Annotated in this window: 12 protein-coding genes and 4 pseudogenes; 10 read left to right on the top strand and 6 right to left on the bottom strand. The window is 59.1% G+C overall.

Annotated features, from left to right (window positions below; translation table 11 throughout):
• Nucleotides 1–344: 344 nt before the first annotated feature.
• Nucleotides 345–659, bottom strand: coding sequence for a hypothetical protein (locus BLU75_RS27530; RefSeq protein ID WP_172832057.1), 315 nt, complete (start codon nt 657–659; stop codon nt 345–347).
• On the opposite strand from BLU75_RS27530, the pseudogene BLU75_RS28365 reads away from it, so the two are divergent.
• From BLU75_RS28365 to BLU75_RS19315, 6 genes and pseudogenes are all read left to right on the top strand, one after another.
• Nucleotides 605–2,020 (top strand): annotated as a pseudogene (locus BLU75_RS28365) (Ig-like domain-containing protein); the annotation flags it as partial. The gene BLU75_RS27530 and the pseudogene BLU75_RS28365 sit on opposite strands and share 55 nt — an antisense overlap.
• Before the next feature lie 1,656 nt (nt 2,021–3,676).
• On the top strand, nt 3,677–5,641 hold the full coding sequence (locus BLU75_RS27945) for a BapA/Bap/LapF family large adhesin (RefSeq protein ID WP_331717134.1): 1,965 nt from the start codon (nt 3,677–3,679) through the stop codon (nt 5,639–5,641).
• Nucleotides 5,642–5,827: 186 nt separating this feature from the next.
• Nucleotides 5,828–7,225, top strand: coding sequence for a TolC family outer membrane protein (locus tag BLU75_RS19330; protein WP_084379117.1), 1,398 nt, complete (start codon nt 5,828–5,830; stop codon nt 7,223–7,225).
• Nucleotides 7,222–9,405, top strand: a complete 2,184-nt coding sequence (locus BLU75_RS19325) for a type I secretion system permease/ATPase (protein WP_090221533.1) — start codon at nt 7,222–7,224, stop codon at nt 9,403–9,405. The genes BLU75_RS19330 and BLU75_RS19325 overlap by 4 nt, the downstream gene beginning before the upstream one ends.
• Before the next feature lie 29 nt (nt 9,406–9,434).
• Complete coding sequence (locus BLU75_RS19320; RefSeq protein WP_231982684.1) at nt 9,435–10,622, top strand: HlyD family efflux transporter periplasmic adaptor subunit; 1,188 nt, start codon at nt 9,435–9,437, stop codon at nt 10,620–10,622.
• Nucleotides 10,623–10,636: 14 nt separating this feature from the next.
• The gene (locus tag BLU75_RS19315; RefSeq protein ID WP_231982579.1) at nt 10,637–11,530 is read left to right on the top strand and encodes an alpha/beta hydrolase family protein; all 894 of its coding nucleotides are present in this window, start codon (nt 10,637–10,639) and stop codon (nt 11,528–11,530) included.
• Between the two features lie 17 nt (nt 11,531–11,547).
• On the opposite strand, the gene BLU75_RS19310 is transcribed toward BLU75_RS19315, so the two are convergent.
• The 3 genes from BLU75_RS19310 to BLU75_RS19300 all read right to left on the bottom strand — a co-directional run bounded on the left by BLU75_RS19310 (nt 11,548) and on the right by BLU75_RS19300 (nt 15,854).
• Nucleotides 11,548–14,700 (bottom strand): UDP-N-acetylmuramoyl-tripeptide--D-alanyl-D-alanine ligase, encoded by a 3,153-nt coding sequence (locus BLU75_RS19310; protein WP_084379006.1) that lies wholly within the window; start codon nt 14,698–14,700, stop codon nt 11,548–11,550.
• A 130-nt stretch (nt 14,701–14,830) separates the two neighbouring features.
• Nucleotides 14,831–15,028 carry a hypothetical protein gene (locus BLU75_RS19305; protein WP_084379007.1) on the bottom strand — a complete coding sequence of 66 codons (198 nt, stop codon included), beginning with the start codon at nt 15,026–15,028 and terminating at the stop codon, nt 14,831–14,833.
• A 481-nt stretch (nt 15,029–15,509) separates the two neighbouring features.
• A complete protein-coding gene (locus BLU75_RS19300; RefSeq protein WP_029299917.1) occupies nt 15,510–15,854 on the bottom strand; it encodes a cupin domain-containing protein in 345 nt (114 codons plus the stop codon).
• A 250-nt stretch (nt 15,855–16,104) separates the two neighbouring features.
• On the opposite strand from BLU75_RS19300, the gene kynB reads away from it, so the two are divergent.
• Nucleotides 16,105–16,755 (top strand): arylformamidase, encoded by a 651-nt coding sequence (gene kynB / locus BLU75_RS19295; RefSeq protein WP_084379008.1) that lies wholly within the window; start codon nt 16,105–16,107, stop codon nt 16,753–16,755.
• Complete coding sequence (gene kynA / locus BLU75_RS19290) at nt 16,752–17,609, top strand: tryptophan 2,3-dioxygenase (RefSeq protein WP_090221532.1); 858 nt, start codon at nt 16,752–16,754, stop codon at nt 17,607–17,609. The genes kynB and kynA overlap by 4 nt, the downstream gene beginning before the upstream one ends.
• Nucleotides 17,610–17,827: 218 nt before the next feature.
• On the opposite strand, the gene BLU75_RS19280 is transcribed toward kynA, so the two are convergent.
• On the bottom strand, nt 17,828–19,231 hold the full coding sequence (locus BLU75_RS19280) for an amino acid permease (protein WP_084379011.1): 1,404 nt from the start codon (nt 19,229–19,231) through the stop codon (nt 17,828–17,830).
• A gap of 160 nt (nt 19,232–19,391) precedes the next feature.
• Between BLU75_RS19280 and BLU75_RS19275 the strand changes: the two are divergent.
• Nucleotides 19,392–19,511, top strand: a pseudogene (locus BLU75_RS19275) (AraC family transcriptional regulator); the annotation flags it as partial.
• Nucleotides 19,512–19,623: 112 nt separating this feature from the next.
• On the opposite strand, the pseudogene BLU75_RS19270 reads toward BLU75_RS19275, so the two are convergent.
• Nucleotides 19,624–20,500, bottom strand: a pseudogene (locus BLU75_RS19270) (LysR family transcriptional regulator).
• A gap of 57 nt (nt 20,501–20,557) precedes the next feature.
• Here BLU75_RS19270 and BLU75_RS27340 point away from each other — a divergent pair.
• A pseudogene (locus BLU75_RS27340) lies at nt 20,558–20,746 on the top strand (muconate cycloisomerase); the annotation flags it as partial.
• Nucleotides 20,747–20,797 lie beyond the last annotated feature (51 nt).

Below are 20,797 nucleotides of genomic sequence, written 5' to 3'. Positions count from 1 at the left end.
TTTAATGAGTGTTGGAAGTGTGTGTACTTTCTTCTTTGATGTTGAGTTCTACCCCGTTAGTATCGGCTTGGCAGGCGTTGTCACTCTTGTTGCGATCCAACAATCAGCTGTAGTTTTCCCAAGTTGTGCAGGTGTGTCTGAGATGGTTGATGAATGGATGCGTACCTCAAGCCCTACCAGGCTTGCGACCAAACAGGCGGCTGCGGCCAGGGCGCTCGATGGCGCGCAGATCCTTGCCCGGCGCCTTTGTTCTCTACTCCATCTGTGGTCATGTGGCCGTCCTGTCTTTATGCCGCCTCCACAGTCCAGCGTTTCTCTGCGAGCGCTCATGACGCTGGCACGAGTTACGAAAAAAACACTGCCGAAACACCTTTCGGCATCTTCTCGCACACCACGCCTTGAAATAGACACGCCTTGTCATCGAGGCGTGAGGCGCCTGCAACTGCGCGAAGAGACTGGCGTGGGCTGAAACTACTAACTCCTGATAAGTCTTTCAATAACGCGAATTTAAGTTGATTGCTCGGCAGGTCATGCTGCAGCGAAGTAGTCGTTCGCGCCGAGAAAACGATATGTCCATGTTTATCGAAGAGAAAACAGGTGTGAAATGGAAAATATAACAATTGTCGATAAGGCAACGGGAACGACAACGGAGCATGCATTTGGCAATGCCAGCCTCAATGGAACCGGTATTGTAAAGTTGCCGTTCGGGCCTGAAAGCGTGCAGTCGTTTCAGCAATCCGGGCAAAACCTGGTGGTCACTCTAAAAACTGGAGAAACCATCACCATCCAGAATTTTTTTGTAGTGGGGGCTGACGGTGCGACGAGCCAGTTGGTAATGACGAACCCTGACGGAACGTTATTGCTGGGCAACTATTCTTCGCCGTACTCGGGCTTTACATTCAGTGAGGTTTCCTCGCTCGACGATTTGGTCGGTGCGGGTGTGCTGGCAGAAAGCTCGACACCGAGTTGGGTGCTCTGGGGCCTGGGCCTGCTCGGCGTTGGCATTGCAGCTGCTGCACTTGATGGTGGTAGCGGCGGCGGCGGCGGAGGCGGCGGTGCCACCCCGTCACTGGGTAAAGCCACGGACTTATCGGTCAGTGCCGATGGCCTGAACGTCATCGGGAAAGGGCTGCCCGGTACCACGGTGATTGTCAGAGATGCCGCCGGAAATGTGATCGGTTCCGGCACTGTCGGCGCTGACGGTAACTTCCAGGTCGGCCTGGATACACCGCGTACCAATGGCGAGACTCTCGAAGTTGTCCTCAAGGACTCGGCGGGCAACGAGTCGCCCCCCAGCACTGTTGTTGCAGGCGATACCACCGCACCTGAGGCGCCGGCTGATTTGGTTATCAGTGAGGATGGAGCCACCGTCAGCGGCAAGGGTGAGCCAGGCACGACGGTGACAATCAAGGATGCCGCTGGCAACGTGATCGGTTCCGGCACTGTCGGCGCTGACGGTAACTTCCAGATCACACTGGATCCGCCTCAGGTCAACGGTGAAACGCTGGAAGTGACGCTGTCGGATCCCGCGGGCAATGAGTCGCAACCCGGCAGCGTTGTCGCGGGTGACACAACCGCGCCTGACGCACCAACCGGTCTGCTCGTCGGTGAGGATGGAACTACCGTCAGCGGCAAGGGTGAACCAGGCACGACGGTGACAATCAAGGATGCCGCTGGCAACGTGATCGGTACTGGTCAGGTCGATGCTGACGGTAACTTCCAGGTCACACTGGATCCGCCTCAGGTCAACGGTGAAACGCTGGAAGTGACGCTGTCGGATCCCGCGGGCAATGAGTCGCAACCCGGCAGCGTTGTCGCGGGTGACACAACCGCGCCTGACGCACCAACCGGTCTGCTCGTCGGTGAGGATGGAACTACCGTAAACGGCAAGGGTGAACCAGGCACGACGGTGACAATCAAGGATGCCGCTGGCATCGTGATCGGTACTGGTCAGGTCGATGCTGACGGTAACTTCCAGGTCACACTGGATCCGCCTCAGGTTAACGGTGAAACGCTGGAAGTGACGTTGTCGGATGCGGCGGGGAACGAGTCTGTTCCTGCCACAGTGGTCGCTATCGATATTGATGATACTGACGCCGACGCCGACGCTGACGCTGACGCTGACGCTGACGCTGACGCCGACGCCGACGCCGACGCTGACGCTGACGCCGACGCCGACGCCGACGCCGATGCCGACGCGGATGCTGATGCCGACGCTGATGCCGACGCGGATGCTGACGCGGATGCTGACGCGGATGCTGACGCGGATGCTGACGCTGATGCTGATGCTGATGCCGATGCCGATGCCGATGCCGATGCCGATGCCGATGCCGACGCAGATGCGGATGCCGATGCTGATGCTGATGCTGATGCTGATGCTGATGCTGATGCTGATGCTGATGCTGATGCGGATGCGGATGCCGACGCCGACGCCGACGCCGATGCGGATGCGGATGCTGACGCCGACGCCGACGCCGACGCCGACGCCGACGCCGACGCGGATGCGGATGCTGACGCTGATGCTGACGCCGACGCCGACGCCGACGCTGATGCTGATGCTGACGCCGATGCCGATGCCGATGCGGATGCGGATGCGGATGCCGACGCGGATGCGGATGCTGATGCCGACGCGGATGGGGATGCCGATGCCGATGCCGATGCCGACGCGGATGCTGACGCGGATGCTGACGCGGATGCGGATGCCGACGCGGATGCCGATGCCGACGCTGATGCTGACGCCGACGCCGACGCCGACGCTGATGCTGATGCTGACGCCGATGCCGATGCCGATGCCGATGCTGACGCGGATGCTGATGCTGATGCTGATGCTGATGCTGACGCCGATGCCGATGCCGATGCCGATGCCGACGCTGATGCGGATGCGGATGCGGATGCGGATGCGGATGCCGACGCGGATGCCGACGCTGATGCTGATGCTGACGCCGACGCCGACGCCGACGCCGACGCTGATGCTGATGCTGATGCTGATGCTGATGCTGATGCTGACGCGGATGCTGATGCTGATGCTGATGCTGATGCCGATGCCGATGCCGATGCCGACGCCGACGCCGACGCGGATGCTGACGCCGATGCCGATGCCGATGCCGATGCCGATGCGGATGCCGACGCTGATGCCGATGCCGATGCCGATGCGGATGCGGATGCCGACGCTGATGCTGATGCTGATGCTGATGCGGATGCTGATGCGGATGCCGATGCGGATGCGGATGCTGATGCTGATGCGGATGCTGATGCTGATGCTGATGCCGATGCCGATGCCGATGCCGACGCCGACGCGGATGCGGATGCTGACGCCGATGCCGATGCCGATGCCGATGCCGATGCCGATGCCGATGCGGATGCCGACGCTGATGCTGATGCTGATGCGGATGCGGATGCGGATGCGGATGCGGATGCGGATGCGGATGCGGATGCGGATGCTGATGCTGATGCTGATGCCGATGCCGATGCCGATGCCGATGCCGACGCGGATGCGGATGCGGATGCGGATGCGGATGCTGATGCTGATGCTGACGCCGATGCCGATGCCGATGCCGATGCCGATGCCGATGCCGATGCGGATGCCGATGCCGATGCCGACCTTGAAGCCTTTGACGACGTCGCCACTGCAGAGCTCACCGTCACTCCTGTCACGACACAGACAGAGCTGAACGAGATGCGCGTATTCACGTTGCTGGGAGTCGGTGGTATCCAGCTCGGGGTGCCTTCGCTGAGTCAGCAGTTCACCGTGGATGCCGAGAGTACCGGGACGCTGAACCTGTCCTTCAGCCAGGGAGACCTGCTGTCGGTCTTGGGAGGTGGCTTTACCGGCGTGCTCGAAGTCAGCGATGGGGCTGGCGGCTGGGTCGGTATCGATCAGTCCAGTGGTGGTTCGGGCCTGCTCGATCTGCTGGGGCTGTTCGGTTCTGGGACGACCGCGCAAATCGAAGGTCTGGCCGCAGGTGAGTACCGCTTCACGCTCAGCCTCGATCCGAACCTGGTAGCGGTGGGTGCCTCTGCAACGGCTAGCCTGAGCGTCGATAACGCAAGCCTGACGGACTTCACCGTGGAACCCGGCGCTGATGTTGAGGGTAACGTCATCACCGATCCAGGCTTCAACGGACAACCGGACTCCCCGGGGGCTCTGGGCGATGCGACGGTGCAAGTGGAAGTCGATGGTGTATTTGTCGATGCAGATGCCGCGGTTGGAACGGTCCTGCAAGGGCAGTACGGTCAACTGACGATCTTTGCCAACGGTGATTACAGCTACACGCCAAACGGCGATGCGGCGAGCATTGGCCAGGTCGACAGCTTCGCGTATCAACTGGTTACGGCGGCTGGCGGTGTGGCTTCGGCCAACCTTTATATCCGCATAGACAGCAACGATACGACGATTGTCTGGAGCCCTACCGATCCGTCGGCCCCGGGTGTCGTGGAGGTGGTTGCCACCGACGACATTGGTGCTGCGCAGGTCGATATCGACAACCTGGTCGACACGCAAGGCCTGGCGGAAATCAGCTATGCGCCGCCAGTTCTTATCGGCACCGGAACCGGGACCGGTGCGTCCTTTGTGGTGGCTGCTGACACGACGGCTGAGCTGGAGGTCAGTCGCGACTTCACGGGTATTGGCGTGTTGCCTACGACGACGATCAACTTGCAGAAACTGATCGATGGCGTTTGGACTACGCAGCAGACCACGACCACCGCCACTCATACCTTCACCGGGCTGGATGCCGGTGAGTATCGCGTGACGGCGTCGACTGGCGCGCTTGTATCGGTCGGCACGGTGACGATCGACCAGACGCTGGTGACGACCCACCTGACGGAGTTCGTTACGGGGGCCGCTGTCGCCGCAACGGGCAATGTCCTCGAACTCAGTGATCTATCGCCAGCGGACAGCCTCGGCTCGACGTTGACCGTACTGAGTGTGCTGGTCAATGGGCTCTACGTCATACCAGGGCAAACCGGAGCGGAGGTCCAGGGTCTTTACGGCACGCTGACGTTGCACGCCGACGGTGCTTACAGCTACACGCCGACCCCGGGGCTGGCGCTTGCGGACATCGGGCAGGTGGATACCTTCACCTACAAACTCACCACGCCAAGCGGTCAGGAGGATACGGCCAACCTGTACATCCGCATCGATTCGCCAGACCGCGACCTGGTGTGGGACGACGCCAACCCTGGCTCGCCTGCCACTGAGGGCGCCGGTATCGCCGCCGCCAGCTTCATGGTGGATCAGGCAGCCTCAGGTGATGACAGTGCGGGCTCGGAAGGCAGCGCAGACACTGACTTCAGTCATGTCGAAGGTGTCGCGGGGGCCGACGGTTTGCTATGGGAGGGTGGTGATGCAGCCATCAACCTGAGCGACCTGATCGGAAATGTCAGCGGTGTGGAGAGCATTGACCTGAATGACGTCAGCGCGGTTGAACTGACGTTGAGCCTGGAGGACCTGGTGTCCATCACGGGGCCGGAGTCGGATCGCTTGATGATCCAGGGCGACGATCAGGACAGTGTGCATTTGACAGGCGACTGGTCCACCGGTGCGACCCAGGTAGAGAACGGTCTGGAGTACGTGATCTACACCAGCCAGGAAGATGAAACCCATCAGCTGTGGGTGCAAAGCGGCATCAGCGTGGTTTAACCACGCACTCGACGGCCGGGCCGAAAGGCCCGGTTTTCCTCACCAACGTTATTGCAGCGATAGACCGTGACTGGTTTCAGTCACGGCCTATGGCTGTACCCATCAGGTTTAACGACAATCAGGGGACTTGAAGTGAGGCATACAAGTTTGGCCAAACAGCTGTCAGCGGCTTCGCTGTTAGCGGTAATGACCGCGTCGGCATCTGAGCAGGTCACGGCCAAGTCGTTTATCGACGATGAAGCAAGCGTCAATATCCTCAGCCCGAGTGACTTGGGCACGAATTTACCCGGCGGCTCCATGGGCGTCAGCGCACCCGTGGCACCGCAACGCGTGATACCGAAAAACATCGACCTGACACGGGCGATTCAATTAGCCGTGGAGTGGCACTCGGCCATTTCCGAGGCCATCGGCCAGTTGTACCAACAGAACGAGAACGTGAACATCGCCCGTTCCGGTTACTACCCGCAAGTGAGCGGCGGCTTCAATTCCGGCTGGGACAGTGGCCTGAGTGGCAACGGCCAAAGCCGGACCTTTTCGGTGTCGGCATCGCAGATGCTTTACGACTTCGGCAAGGTATCCAGCTCCGTGGACAGCGCCCTGGCCCGGGTCAATGGCAGCCAGGCGGCGGTCTTGTTATCGATCGACCAAGTGACCCGCGATACCTCGTTCGCCATGATCGAGTTGCAACGTTCGCAACTGTTGGTGGCGCTGGCGGGTGAACAGATCGACGGCATTTCGGCGATTGCCGAGTTGGCGAAAAAACGCAGCGACATGGGCGCCAGTACCCGTTCCGATCTGATCCAGGCCCGTTCGCGAGTCGAGGCGTCGGTGGCGACGCAGCTGCAACTCCAGGCGCAATTCAATCGCTGGCGCAGCACCTTGAGCAGTTTGCTGGGAGCACAGTCACCGGTGAGCGTTTCGCCAGGGTTTCCCGCGAACCTGGAGCAATCCTGTCAAGGCGTGGTGCCCGATGAGGCGGTCACGCCGGCGCTGTTGATTGCCCAGGCGCAACGGGTCGACGCTTTGGCGCTGATCGCCCAGGCCCGGGCCGAAGCGTTGCCGACGGTGTCGCTGGATCCATCGGTGACTCATTACCTGGACGACAACGACGACAGCAACATCCCCGGCGGCCGGGACCGGACCCGCTACGGTGTATTTCTCAATGTGAAGATGCCGCTGTACCAAGGGGGCGCCATCACCGCGCGCAAATCCGCGGCCGAACAAGCCCTGCGCTCAGCCGAGGCCGCCAACGACGCCGCGCGTCTTGAGGTGCGCCAGAGTCTGCTGGAAGCCAGGGATCAGATTTCGAGCCTGACTCAGCGGCTGTCCACGCTGGACTTTCGTGAGCGCAGCATCTCCGAGACTCGCGACCTTTACCGTCAGCAGTACCTCGAACTGGGCACCCGGCCCCTGCTGGACTTGCTCAATGCCGAGCAGGAAATCCACCAGGCACGCATGGATCGGGAAAACACCGCGGCTGATCTGCGACGCCTGAAAATCGATTGCCTCTACAACACCGGTGGATTGCGCACGGCGTTCCATCTGGATAACAGCACCTTGCAAGGTGTGGAGATTCGGCCATGAATGATGCCGTGATGCTTGAGGGTGACATGAGCCCGGTGGAGCCGGCGTTCAACCCGACGCCCGGGTTTGATTACGAAGTGTGGCTGGAGGCGGTGTTGGCCGTGGCCCGGCATTATCGTCTGGAATGCTCGGCGCAAAGTGTCCGGCTTGCCGCACAGTGGACCGAAGGCGCCTCGGTGGAAGACGTGGTGCGGCAGATGGCCCGCCAGGCCGGATTGAATTGCGCGATCGCCGACTTCAGTCCCTCGACGTTGATGCAGCGACAATTGCCAGTGATTCTGCAATTCGCGGACGGCCAGGTTGGCGTCCTGGAAACCTTGGGGGATGGCGAACACGTCGGCATTGCCTACAGCGGCGATGGGGGGCTGCAAAGCAGCCTCAGCCAGCAGGAGTTGCTCGATTCAGCACGCAATACGGTGATTCTGCGGCCCATGAGTGCGGTGCGCGACAACCGGGTGGATGACTACATCCAGCCGTATGCGAAGGATTGGTTCAAAGACATCGTGCTGCGAGACATGCGGCCTTACGGCTACGTCATGCTGGCATCGCTGGTGACCAGCGTGCTCGGGCTGGCGGGGGTGTTGTTTTCCATGCAGGTGTATGACCGGGTCATCCCGGCCGAGTCGATGCCGACTTTATACGTGCTGTTTGGCGGCGTCATGCTGGCGCTGGTGTTTGACTTCATCATGCGCATTACCCGAGTCCGGATCACCGATATGCTCGGCAAACGAGCGGACATTCGCGTGTCTGACCTGGTATTCGGACATGCCATTCGCCTGCGCAACAGTGCCCGTCCCAAGTCCACCGGGGCGTTCATTTCCCAGCTCAAGGAACTGGAGCAGTTGCGTGAATTGATTACCTCAAGCACCGCGACGGCCCTGGCGGACCTGCCGTTTTTCCTGCTGTTTCTGGTGATCTATTGGCTGATCGCCGGTCCGCTCGTCGCTGTGCCCTTGGTGGCGGTGCTGTTCCTGGTGGTGCCGGGTCTGTTATCGCAGAAAAAACTGGCGCGGCTCGCCAGCCAGTCGATGCGAGAAAGCTCGTTGCGTAGCGCCATGTTGGTGGAAACCATCCAGGGGCTGGATGATATCAAGGCACTGCAAGCCGAGCAGCGCTTCCAGCACCAGTGGAACCACTACAACGCCACATGTGGGGATGCCAGCTTGCGACTGCGTATGCTGACCAACAAGTTGCTGGCCTGGACCAACAACGTGCAGGGTTCGGTGTTTGCGGTCGTGGTGGTGTTCGGCGCACCCATGGTTATGGCCAGCGATATGACCACCGGTAGCCTGGTGGCCGCCTCGATCCTTGCGTCGAGAATGATGGCGCCGATGTCGCAGATCACTCAAGTATTGACCCGTTGGCAACAGGCCAAAGTGGCATTGAAAAGCCTGAACGGGCTAATGGAGCTGCCGGTGGACCACGCTGAAGGCAGCAAGCGCGTGCACTTGCCGGTGGTGCGTGGCCATTACGTCCTCAACCAGGCGGCATTTAAATATAGCGACGATGCGCCGATCCCGGCCTTGCTGGTGGCGAATCTGCAGATCCAACCAGGCGAGCGTATTGCCATTCTTGGTCGTAATGGCGCGGGCAAGTCGACCTTGCTGCAAGCACTGTCCGGCATGCTCGACCTGAAGGGCGGCAGCGTCAGCCTGGATGGGGTTGCCCTGGGCCATATCGATCCCGCGGACGTGCGCCGGGATGTCGGGCTGATGACGCAAAACTCACGTTTGTTTCACGGCACCCTGCGCGACAACCTGATCATGGGCGCGCCTCATGCGAGCGACCAGGAGATTCTCCACGCTCTGGCGTTGACTGGCGCGGCAGACTTTATTGGCAAATTCCCCGATGGCATGGACCACATGATTCTGGAAGGCGGCCTCGGCTTGTCAGGCGGGCAGCGCCAGTCATTGTTGTTGTCGCGCTTGATCATTCGCCAGCCGCATATCGTCCTGCTGGATGAGCCTACGGCGTCCCTGGATGAAGCGACCGAACGCCAGTTGATCCAGAACCTGGACAAATGGGCAGCTCACCGTACGTTGATCATCGCGACCCATCGCATGAGCGTATTGAGTCTGGTGAATCGAATCATCGTCGTCGACAACGGCCAGGTCATCGTTGATGACAGCAAGGAAAATGCGATCGCCCGGCTTTCCAAGCCGAAGGGGAAGAATCAGTGAAAGCCCATCAGCGTAAAAGAATTCCCCTGTTGGCCACCGAAGACGAGAGTGTCGGCCACTACAACGACGGGATTGACGACAATACGGTGGTGCGTTCGACACGGGTGGTCTTCTGGGTATTTGTCCTGCTGATCGCTTTTGGCGCCTGGGCGTACTTCTTTGAGATCGATGAAGTCTCGACGGGCAGCGGCAAGGTCATCCCGACCTCCCGTGAACAGATTATTCAATCCCTCGAAGGCGGAATTGTGACCGAGCTGAACGTGACGGAGGGCGACATCGTCAAGAGCGGCCAGACGTTGGCAAAGCTCGACCCGACCAAGACCGAATCCAACTTCGATGAAAGTGCTTCCAAGTACCGGGCGTCGCTGGCCAGTGTTGCGCGCTTGCAAGCGGAGGTGAACAGCAAATCGTTGGAGTTTCCCGCCGAGTTGCAAGACCATCCCGAGTTGATCCAGGCCGAAACCGACTTGTTCAACACCCGGCGCAAAGGTCTGGAGGAGACCCAGGCGGGATTGCGTTCGTCCCTGGCCCTGGTGCGCAGCGAGTTGCAGATCACCGAGAACCTGGCCAAGGTCGGTGCCGCCAGCAGTGTTGAAGTACTGCGTCTCAAACGCCAGAAGGCAGAGCTGCAGATGAAGCTGACCCAGACTCGCTCCGATTACATGGTGCGGGCTGGCGAGGAGCTGGCCAAGGCCAATGCCGACGTCGAGACGCTGTCATCGATCATGCGCGGGCGCTCGGACTCGGTGACGCGCCTGACGCTGCGCTCGCCGGTACGCGGGATTGTCAAAGACATCGAAGTCACCACCATCGGCGGGATCATTCCGCCGAATGGGCGCTTGATGCAGATCGTGCCTCTGGACGAGCAACTGCTGATCGAGGCGCGTATTTCACCGAGGGACATTGCCTTCATTCATCCGGATCAGGTGGCCAAGGTCAAGATCACCGCCTACGACTACGCGATCTATGGCGGCATGGATGGCAAGGTGGTGACGATTTCTCCCGACACTATCCAGGATGAGGTCAAGCCCGAAGTCTTCTACTACCGCGTGTTTATCCGTACCGACGCCGATACCTTGAAAAACAAGGCCGGCAAGTCATTTTCCATTGTTCCGGGGATGATTGCGTCCGTAGACATCAAGACCGGCCAGAAAACCATCCTCGATTATCTGATCAAGCCCATGAACCGCGCGCGTGAGGCGTTGCGCGAGCGCTAGAGGAGCACATGCCGATGGGTAAAATTCTCCGGTTGCTGGCGTTCGGGGCAGCGCTTGTCACCGCTTCGAGCGTATTGGCGCTCAATCCTGGCTCGACACCGCTGCCCTGGAACGCCCCTGCTGAGCGGACGCGCTGTACCGACCCGGACTCTGCGCTGTGGGTCGAGTGGGCGCGGGGTGAGGAGTGCATCCGCTATTTTGCGGGAGCCTCCCTCGACGATGCGCCGGTGGTAATCGTCATGTTCCATGGCGATCGTAATAGCGAGATGCACCAGGCGCCTGAAGCCATTCGCGGTAACACACTGGCTGCCAAGGTGCGTCAGGCCAAGGCGTTGAGCAAGCGTGCTGGTGTACCGCTGGTGATCGTCGCGCGGCCCGGTACGTATGGCTCCAGTGGCAATCATCGGCAGCGGCGCCAGGTCCGCGAATTTATCGCCCTGAATGGCGCACTGGATGGGTTGCGCAAGCGTTATGGTATTGGTCAGTGGGTTTTGTTGGGCCACAGCGGTGGTGCTACCGCGGTGGCGGCGCTGTTGACCCTGGGGCGGGACGATGTGAAGTGCGCGGTGATGACTTCCGGTGCATTTGCCCTGGTGCAGCGTGCACAAATGATCCGCCAGAGCAGAGGCCTGCCGTCAAGGCCCGGGCGCGATACCAATGGATTGCTCAACCCTTACGATCCTACCCAGCATATCGATGGGATTGTCCCGGCACCCAAGCGGCAATTGTTCGTGATTGGTAACGTAGAGGACAGGGTTGCGCCCTTCGTGCTGCAGGAAAGCTTTTTCCAGGCGCTGATTAAGGCTGGGCATCCAGCGCAGTTGATCAAGGCTAAGGCCGTGGCGCCGGTCTTTCATCAACTGCGCAATGATATCGGACTGAAAACGGCCGCCGGCTGCGCAGCCTGAGGTGTGCGCCTGAGCGCCTACTTGGCCGGGACGCCCTGTTCGGTCGCCCTCAACCATTCGCACACCTGTGACAACCCGGTCCCTCCCGAGCTTTTCACCAACACCCAATCCCCCGGATGAAACCATTGCGCCGGGTTCTGCATCAAGGCTTGCTTCAGCGCCTTGGCATTCTCGAACCACTGCACCGACAGATCGTCGCGCAACGCCTGGTAAAGCCCGTGCATCAACGGGCCGCACAGCAACACTCGCCGGGGCGCTGCCAGGCGCAGCGGGGTCAGCAGTTCCAAGTGGTAGCGCTGGGCATCGGGTCCGAGTTCCAGCATGTCTCCCAGGATCAACACCCGGTGGCGTGAGGTAACGGGAAGGTCCGCCATGGATTGCAACGCTGCGGCCATGGACCCGGGGTTAGCATTGTAAGCATCGTTAATGAGCTGGAAATGCCCTCCCGCACATTGGATCTGCATCACATTGCCTCGCCCCTCAACGGGTTCGAAGCCGGTCAGGACCTTGAGCGCCTCGCCGGCGGGCAGATCGGCGGCAAACAGGGTAGCCAGTACCGCCAGTGCGTTGAGCACCATATGCCGACCCCGTGCGCGCAAGGTGAAGTCGAGTGTCTGTGAGCCTCGTTGGGCCTTGACGTAAACCTGGCTCGCCTCATTGTGCCAATCCAGCAGCCGCAGATCCGCGTCGGCGTGTTCGCCATAACTGACGACTTTAAGGTGTGCAGTTTTTGCCGCTTGGGCGAACAGCTCGTAATAAGGCATGTCACGGTTGAGGATGGCGTGACCACCGGGCGCCATGGAGCGGAAGATCGCGCTTTTCTTGCGCGCCAGGTTTTCCAGTGTGCCGTGATACTCCAGGTGCGCGGGGGCCAGGCCGGTGACGATGGCGAACTGCGGGCGAACCAGCTCCGAGTTGATAGGCATTCGTCCGACGGCCATTTCCAGGACCCAGAACTTTGCCGCCGCAGGCATGCACGCCAAGTTCCAGGCAATGCCGGGAGGCAGGTTGGCATTGGCTTCGGTTTGTCCGACCTCGCCCCAGTGTTTCAAGGCATGGGTCAGCATTGATACCACCGTGGTTTTGCCAGAGCTGCCAGTCACGCCGAACACCAGCCCCTTGAAATGCTGTCGGGCATACCTGCCCAGTTGCAACGTCGCTTCACTGGTGTCGGCGACTTGCAGCACCGGCAAGCCGCTGTCCAGGTAGGGTGTCGGGTCCACGCACAGAAACGCCGAGGGGCGCCGTTCAGGGCTGGCTTGCGCCCAGCGCAGTGCCGATTGCGCTTCGGTCGGACCCACCTTGGTGGGGTGGCGGCTGAGTATGCGTTGCGGTTTGAAGAACTGCATGGAGGGGGCCAGACCCGCTGCTCGCCAGCCCGGTGGCGGCTGCCGGGCCCATGTACCTTGCGTTGCGCGGGCCAGGGTCGGCGCATCCCAGATCCAGTCGGGCTTGGCTTCAGCTGACGGAGCCAGGTTGACTTGGGGGGCGCCATCGAGCAGATACCGGTGATAGGCAATCAGTCCGGAAAGGTAATGCTCGACATCGTCGATACGCACCCTGAACGCGTGATGCCGAATGAAGAAGGCGCCTGCGATACGTGCCGGGTTTGCAAAGAACATCGCCATTTCCGGCCAGAAATAACCGTTGAGCAGGTAACGGGCACGATGGTGCAAGGCCCGATAGAACGCGTGCAGGTCAATCTCCTCGAGCAGGTGCTGGACAGCAGGTTGCTGCGCGATTCGTTCGAGCATTTGTTGGGCGGCCATCATCAACTCGAGCAAGGTCGGGAAGGTGGTAATGCGTTGCTCGACGAAGCCCAGGTACCCGGAGACGTTATTCAGGCCGAAACGAAAATACTTTTCATGCGGGCGATAACGTGTCAACTCATTCACACAGTAGCTGAGCCAGTGATCATGCTCGCGCCAGTGCTCTTTGCCGATGAAATAATCGAAGGCTTTTTCCACGATATTAAGCCAGCGCTCGTTGCGGGTCAGCCCATAAAGGCGCATCAGCCCGAACGCGGCTTCACCGTCGTAGTAAATAATGCGAAACGCCTCTTTGACGCTTAAGTCCTGGGCATGCAATACGTGCACGAAGGCGCCAGAGTCCGGGTCCTGCATCGATGCCATGCCGTTGGCGAGGGCTTCCAGCAGCGGCAGATAGTGGCGGGTACCGCTCACTTCGCTGTATTTGACCAAGGCCAGCAGGCATACCGCGTTACCACCCAGTTTAATCTCGTTGCCAGTGTCCACGAGGAAGGCTGCGACACTGCCATCAGGTAACAGGCTGGGTCTGATCAGTGTCTGGGTCAGGTAGTCCAGCGATCGTCGAATAGCAGCCATCAGTGCTTCATCACCACTCAGCGCCCATGCCTCGATCATCGAGTAGGTGCTGCTGGCGTGACGCAGGGTGTTGTAATTCTTGATGGGGCGGTCGAAGCAGGGAAAGTAACCGTAGACAAATTGACCACTGTCTTGCACCTGCATCGCCAGATAGGTGGCTGCAGTGCCGACTACCGCTTTGACATTGTCAGGTTTCAAGGTGTCCAGAGTACGCCAGCCAACTTCCGCGCCTTGGCTATTGAGCGTGTGAGCCATCGCGTCCTCAGCGCAAAACACACCCGCAGTGTCGAATAGATAAACCGTGGTGTCGGGCTTCAATGTGTCGAGTAGTTGGCGTGCCGTCGCCCCTGAAAAACGACGTTTGGCGTAGACAGAAAAATTTCCGGCATTGAAGGTTGCATGGGCAATGTCGCTGCCGCCATAGAGGATCGCGTTGGCATTCAGCTCCTGCTCGGTAAGCGCTATTTGAAAACTACTGTCGAGCGCGATGCCGCGCCTGAAGTAATTACGCTTGTGCTGCTTGAGGCGTTCATTGAGTTTTGCCCAACTCATTGGGGTTACGTTGATCACGCGTTCGACACGAATCCATGTTCGTTCGGGGCTATTGCCCCGTTGCTTTATCCACTGTTGGAGTTCATTGACTGCTGTTTGCCAAGCGCTTTCGAAGTTACTGGCAGCGACATGAAATACATGTGCACGTTTTGTGCTGTGACTGATTGAGAAAAATAAGATGCAGGCGTGCGCTGTATGCAATGAGACAACTCGCTCATCGGTGTCGTTACTCAGCAGAGTATAACAGGCGAGCACTTGCTGTTTCACGGGCATGGTCAATCCCTTAGTGAAAGTAATAGTGGAAGAGTTAAATTTTTTAATTGATTTGCCCGCCAATAAAAATGGAAGGCGGGTTTGCATCTTGTGTTGATGCTGAAAGTATTAGTGCAAATTTTTTATATCATCAATACCTGGAAGAATCCTCGCCTGTGCGTTCGATCACCTCGGGTTTGATTTGACTTTCATATTGCTGAAGATGGTCCCTGATCAGCTTGCGAATGACCTGGGAAATAGTAAGGTCAATCTCTTCGGACAGAGACACCAGCCGGTGCTTGGTTGGAGAGTCGATGAGGATGGTCAGGCGTGTCGTTTTTTCAGGCATTTTCTTGATCCTTTTGCAAGAGCGCGGTTTCAACTGCCACGTGCAGGAAGAACGTGAGGAAGTGATGACTGTTTGATGCAAACCCATGGAGTTGTAATTTGATGGGTTGAAAGTCTAATTCAAATATTGGGATTTTTCCTACGCAGATTAAAAGAAAGTTTTCATCTTGTGACACTGGACACTTTCTGCAAGTGTTTCGTTATAATGCTGTTATAATTTGATTAGGTTTTGATGTTAATTGAGTTTTTTTGGAAATTATACGAAAAAGCGGCGGGTGTCAAAGTGCCTGCTATCTAATGCTAAGTAGTGATGGACACTTGGTGGTTAATTTGTTAAGGCTGGAGTATTTTGAGCAAGTATATTTTTGCTGTCGCGGTTTGGGAGTCATTCATGTTGAATGAGGGTGAATACGTGCCCGAATATAGAACTCGCACACGCAAAAAAGGGGCCTGAACAGGCCCCTTTTCATGAAGGGTGTGACTCAGGCAAAAACAAAATACTTGCGCACGGTCTCGACCACCTCCCAAGTACCCTTCATCCCCGGTTCCACGACGAAGATATCCCCAGCCCTCAAGTGAATCGGTTCCAGGCCATCCGGGGTGATCACGCAGTAGCCTTCCTGAAAGTGGCAGTACTCCCACTTCACGTATTCCACCCGCCATTTACCGGGGGTGCAGATCCAGGTGCCCATGATTTTGCTGCCGTCTTCGCTGGTGTAGGCATTGAGATTGACGGTGTGCGGGTCGCCTTCGAGTTTTTCCCATTTGCAGGCATCCAGGACGGGCAGGGGATGGGTATCACGCAAAACGGTGATGGGCTGGGACATGATGACTCCGAGGCAGGAAAAGGGAATTCAAACCCTATAACGCCGGCCTGTTTGCCAGTGGTCTGAACTCGACATCGAGATGTCCAGAAGCGCAGCTGAATGGCGAGCGTGCCTGGATGAAATTTCCCCCCAGAAAATCGCGGTTTGTTCGCAGTAAGTTCGAAAGAAATCGCGCTTTGCGCTGGAATACGCAAGATTATTTACAGCGGGCCCTCGTATCATTCACTGCAGAAACAACCGAGAGCCGTGTATGAGTCCAATAAAAGCGTGGTGGGATATCAGCCCGCCCTTGAGTGCCGCGACCCCGACCTGGCCGGGAGATACGCCCTTCCAGGAAGAGCGGGTCTGGCAATTCGGTCCCGAATGTCCTGTGAATGTCGGCCGCATTACCTTGTCGCCCCACACCGGTGCCCATGTCGATGCGCCTTTGCATTACAGCGCTGACGGCGCGCCGATCGGTGAGGTTTCGCTGGAGGTGTACTTTGGCCCATGCCGGGTGCTGTATTGCCTCGACAGCGGGGCGCTGGTACAGCCGCAGCATTTGCAAGGGCGCCTGGATAATCTGCCGGAGCGGGTGCTGTTGCGTACTTATCAGCAGGTGCCCTTGGCCACCTGGGACTCGAATTTCACCGCGGTCGCCCAAACCACCGTTGAGCTGCTGGCCGGCCTTGGCGTGCGTTTGATCGGTATCGACACCCCGTCCCTGGACCCGCAACAGTCCAAAACCATGGATGCCCACAACGCTGTGGCTCGTCACGGCATGGCGATTCTCGAAGGCATCGTCCTCGATGATGTGCCTGAAGGCGATTACGAGTTGATTGCTTTGCCGCTGCGTTTTGCCAACCTCGATGCCAGCCCGGTACGCGCGATCCTGCGCCCGCTCAAGGAGCCCACGCGATGAGCCAATGTCCTTTCTCGCCTGATTACCAGCCACCGGAAGAATGGCACAACGCCGAGCTGAATTTCTCCGAGTCCATGAGCTACGGCGACTACCTCGATCTGGGTCGCGTGCTGAGTGCCCAGCATCCGCTGTCGCCAGATCACAACGAAATGCTGTTCATCATTCAGCACCAGACCTCCGAGCTGTGGATGAAGCTGATGCTTCATGAACTCAAGGCCGCCCGCGAACACGTACGCCAGGGTGAGTTGCCGCCGGCATTCAAGATGCTGGCGCGGGTCTCGCGGATCTTTGATCAGTTGGTGCATGCCTGGGCGGTGCTGGCGACCATGACGCCGTCGGAGTACAAGTCGATTCGCCCGTTTTTGGGGCAGTCATCCGGGTTCCAGTCGTTCCAGTACCGGGAAATCGAGTTTATCCTCGGCAATAAAAGCTCGGCGCTATTACGCCCCCACGCTCATCGCCCGGAACTGTTGAAGGAATTGCAAGTGGCGATCGCCACGCCGTCGTTGTATGACGAGGCGGTCAACCTGATGGCCAAGGCCGGCCTTGCCATCGATCCGCAGCGAGCCGAGCGTGACCCGACGGCCCCCACGGTTCACGATGATTCCGTAGAAGCGGCGTGGCGCGAAGTCTATTGCGATCCGAGCCGTTATTGGGACCTGTACCAACTGGCCGAAAAATTCATCGACCTGGAAGACTCCTTCCGCCAGTGGCGTTTTCGCCATGTCACCACCGTGGAGCGGATCATCGGCTTCCAGCCCGGCACCGGCGGCACCGAAGGCGTCGGTTACCTGCGCAAAATGCTCGATACCGTGCTGTTCCCGGAACTCTGGCGAGTGCGTTCCTCACTCTAAAAAACCTTGTGGCGAGTTGGCTTGTCCAGTGGCGAGGGGGCTTGTTCCCCGTTGGGCTGCGCAGCAGCCCTCAAACCTGCCCCCCGGTTTGACTGGACGAACGGGAAGGCCTTTTTGGGGCTGCTGCGCAGCCCAACGGGGGACAAGCCCCCTCGCCACAAAACAAGCCCCCTCTCCATAGGAAGCCTCTTGCCACAGGAATCCCCTTGCCACGGGGTTTACTGCGCTACGGCGAGCGCCTTGGCCTTCTTCCTGCGCAACCAGTACGCCACAAAGATAATCCCCACCCACACCGGCATCGCATATACCGAGGAGCGAATGCCCGGAATCGCCAGCATCACGCCGATGATCATCACCATGAACGCCAGGCACAGGTAATTGCTGAACGGGAACCAGAACGTCTTGAACGACGGCACCACGCCTTGCTCGCCCATGGCCTTGCGGAACTTGATGTGGGTCAGGCTGATCAGCGCCCAATTGATCATCAGCGAGGCAACCACCAGGGCAAACAACAGTTCCAGTGCGTCATGCGGTGCGACATAGTTGATCACCACACACAGCAAGGTCACTGCCGCGGAAATGCCCAGCGCGCGCAACGGCACCCCTTGCTTGTTGAGCTTCATCAGCGCCTTCGGGGCGTCGCCTTGCTCGGCCAGGCCGAACAGCATGCGGCTGTTGCAGTACACGCCGCTGTTGTACACCGATAATGCCGCGGTCAACACCACGAAGTTGAGGATGTGCGCGGCGGCGTCGTTGCCGATCAGCGAGAAGATCTGCACGAACGGGCTGCCGCTGTAGGCGTCGCCGGAAGCGCCCAGGGTCTGCAGCAGTTGATCCCATGGGTACAGCGACAGCAGCACGGTCAGCGCACCGACGTAGAAAATCAGGATCCGGTACACCACCTGATTGATTGCCTTGGGGATCACCTTGCGCGGCTCGCTGGCTTCGGCGGCGGTAATGCCCACCAACTCCAGGCCACCGAACGAGAACATGATGAACGCCATGGCCATCAGCAGCCCCATGCCGCCATTCGGGAAGAAGCCGCCGTGATCCCACAGGTTGCTGACCGACGCCTGCGGGGCACCGGTGCCGCTGAACAGCAGGTAGCAGCCGAGCACGATCATGCCGAGAATCGCCACCACCTTGATGATCGCGAACCAGAACTCAGTCTCGCCGAAGAACTTCACATTCAGGGTGTTGATCAGGTTGACCGCGATGAAAAACACCACGGCGCTGGCCCAGGTCGGCACTTCCGGCCACCAGAACTGGATGTATTTACCCACCGCGGTCAGTTCCGCCATGCCCACCAGTACATACAGGACCCAGTAGTTCCAGCCCGCGAGGAAGCCCGCATAACCGCCCCAGTATTTGTGGGCGAAGTGACTGAAGGAACCGGCCACCGGCTCCTCGACAATCATCTCTCCCAGCTGGCGCATGATCAGGAATGCGATGAAACCGGCGATCGCATAGCCCAGGATCATCGACGGCCCCGCCGACTTGAGCACCCCGGCCGAACCGAGGAACAAGCCCGTGCCAATCGCCCCTCCCAGGGCAATCAGCTGAATATGCCGGTTTTTCAGGCCACGCTTGAGGCCTACCGGGTTAACCATGTCATCCGCCATTAACATTCCCTTCTACTTGTTTTTTCAGGGGTGATCCTGCACGCCAGATCCGCCCCTCACTGCTGAGGGTTCAGATATTACTCTCGGTAAACTTTTCGTAATACAGCTGAACACCATCAAGTGCCTGATCTTGCAGCCAGTTTTTGATCGATTCGACCAGTTGCAGCGGCCGATTGATGCACCGCTGCGCTTTGACTCGGTGATGGGCGCGGTGGATGGCGCTTCGGCAGCGTGGTGGCGCATGGCGCGCGACTTCATTGCCGAGCTGGCGCACGGCTCCACGCGCACCATCTCCGAAATTGCCCTGGGCTGGGGCTTCACCCATTTGGGCCGGTTCTCGGCGCATGCGCGGTACATGAACACATTAGATTTGCGCGATGTTGAGAAAAATTTCAGATCAACTCTTCAACCAACTGCAGGCAATGACTGAGCCCTGGCGACTGGTCATTGACCCGTCGACTGAGAATGATCGGCGAGGTCGCGGTGGCTTCGACAACCGGTGTGTAGTCGATGTCCGCCCGATGCAGGATCTGCACCGAGGCGGGTACCAGCGTCACCCCCCATGCCTGCACCGACCAGGCCGATAGCGGTCTGCAACTCGTTAGTCCATTGCGCCACTTTGATACTCAAACCGTGGGCGTCGAACAACGCGATCACATGGTCGGCGTAGCTCGGGCGCGGATTGCCGGGGTACAGCACCAACGGCTCTTCAGCCAGTTGCGCCAGGGTCACCGGCGCACCCAGCAGCGGATGGCCGGCCGGCAACACGGCCACCAGGCGATCCTCCACCAATACCCGCTGGACGATGGCCGGGTCGTCAATGCGTATCCGCCCGAAGCCCACGTCAATCCGCCCGGCCTTGAGCGCTTCGACCTGTTGCAGGGTGGTCATTTCCGCCAGTCCCAGCTCCAGTTCCAGCCCGTCATCACTGCGCAGGCGACGAATCAACTCCGGCAACACGCCGTACAACGTCGAGGGCGCAAAGCCGATCCCAAGCCAGGTTTTCTGTCCCAGGCCGATGCGCCGAGTGCTGTCGCACACCTTGGCCAACTGTTCCAGCAGCACATTGGCATGCTCATAGAAAAAACGCCCGGCTTCGGTCAATCGCAACGGCCGCCCACGCTCCAGCAATACCACGCCCAACTCGTCTTCCAGTTGCTGGATCTGCCTGCTCAATGGCGGCTGGGCGATGTGCAGGCGTTCGGCGGCGCGGGTGAAGTTCAGGGTTTCTCCCAGCACTTGAAAGTAACGCAGATGGCGCAGCTCCATATGGACTCCTTTCATACCCTGGAGGTATTGTTTGAGCCCCATTCTATATTGGAACCCATGAAAGCGCTGGAACAGAATCGGAACCAGTCAATAAAAACCCCAACGGGTATTGTCATGCCGATTTGTGCCACCGAGTCGATCGAAACCATCATCGTCGATCTCCCTACCATCCGCCCGCACAAGCTGGCGATGCATACGATGCAGAACCAGACGCTGGTGATCATCCGCGTCCGGCCTGGGCCTGGCTATCGATGAAGAGCGCCTGGCGTTCTTCCGTCGCGACCAATGACAAGAGGA

The organism is Pseudomonas mucidolens, from assembly GCF_900106045.1.
Taxonomy (GTDB): domain Bacteria; phylum Pseudomonadota; class Gammaproteobacteria; order Pseudomonadales; family Pseudomonadaceae; genus Aquipseudomonas; species Aquipseudomonas mucidolens.
This window is presented reverse-complemented; position numbering and strand designations above follow the sequence as displayed.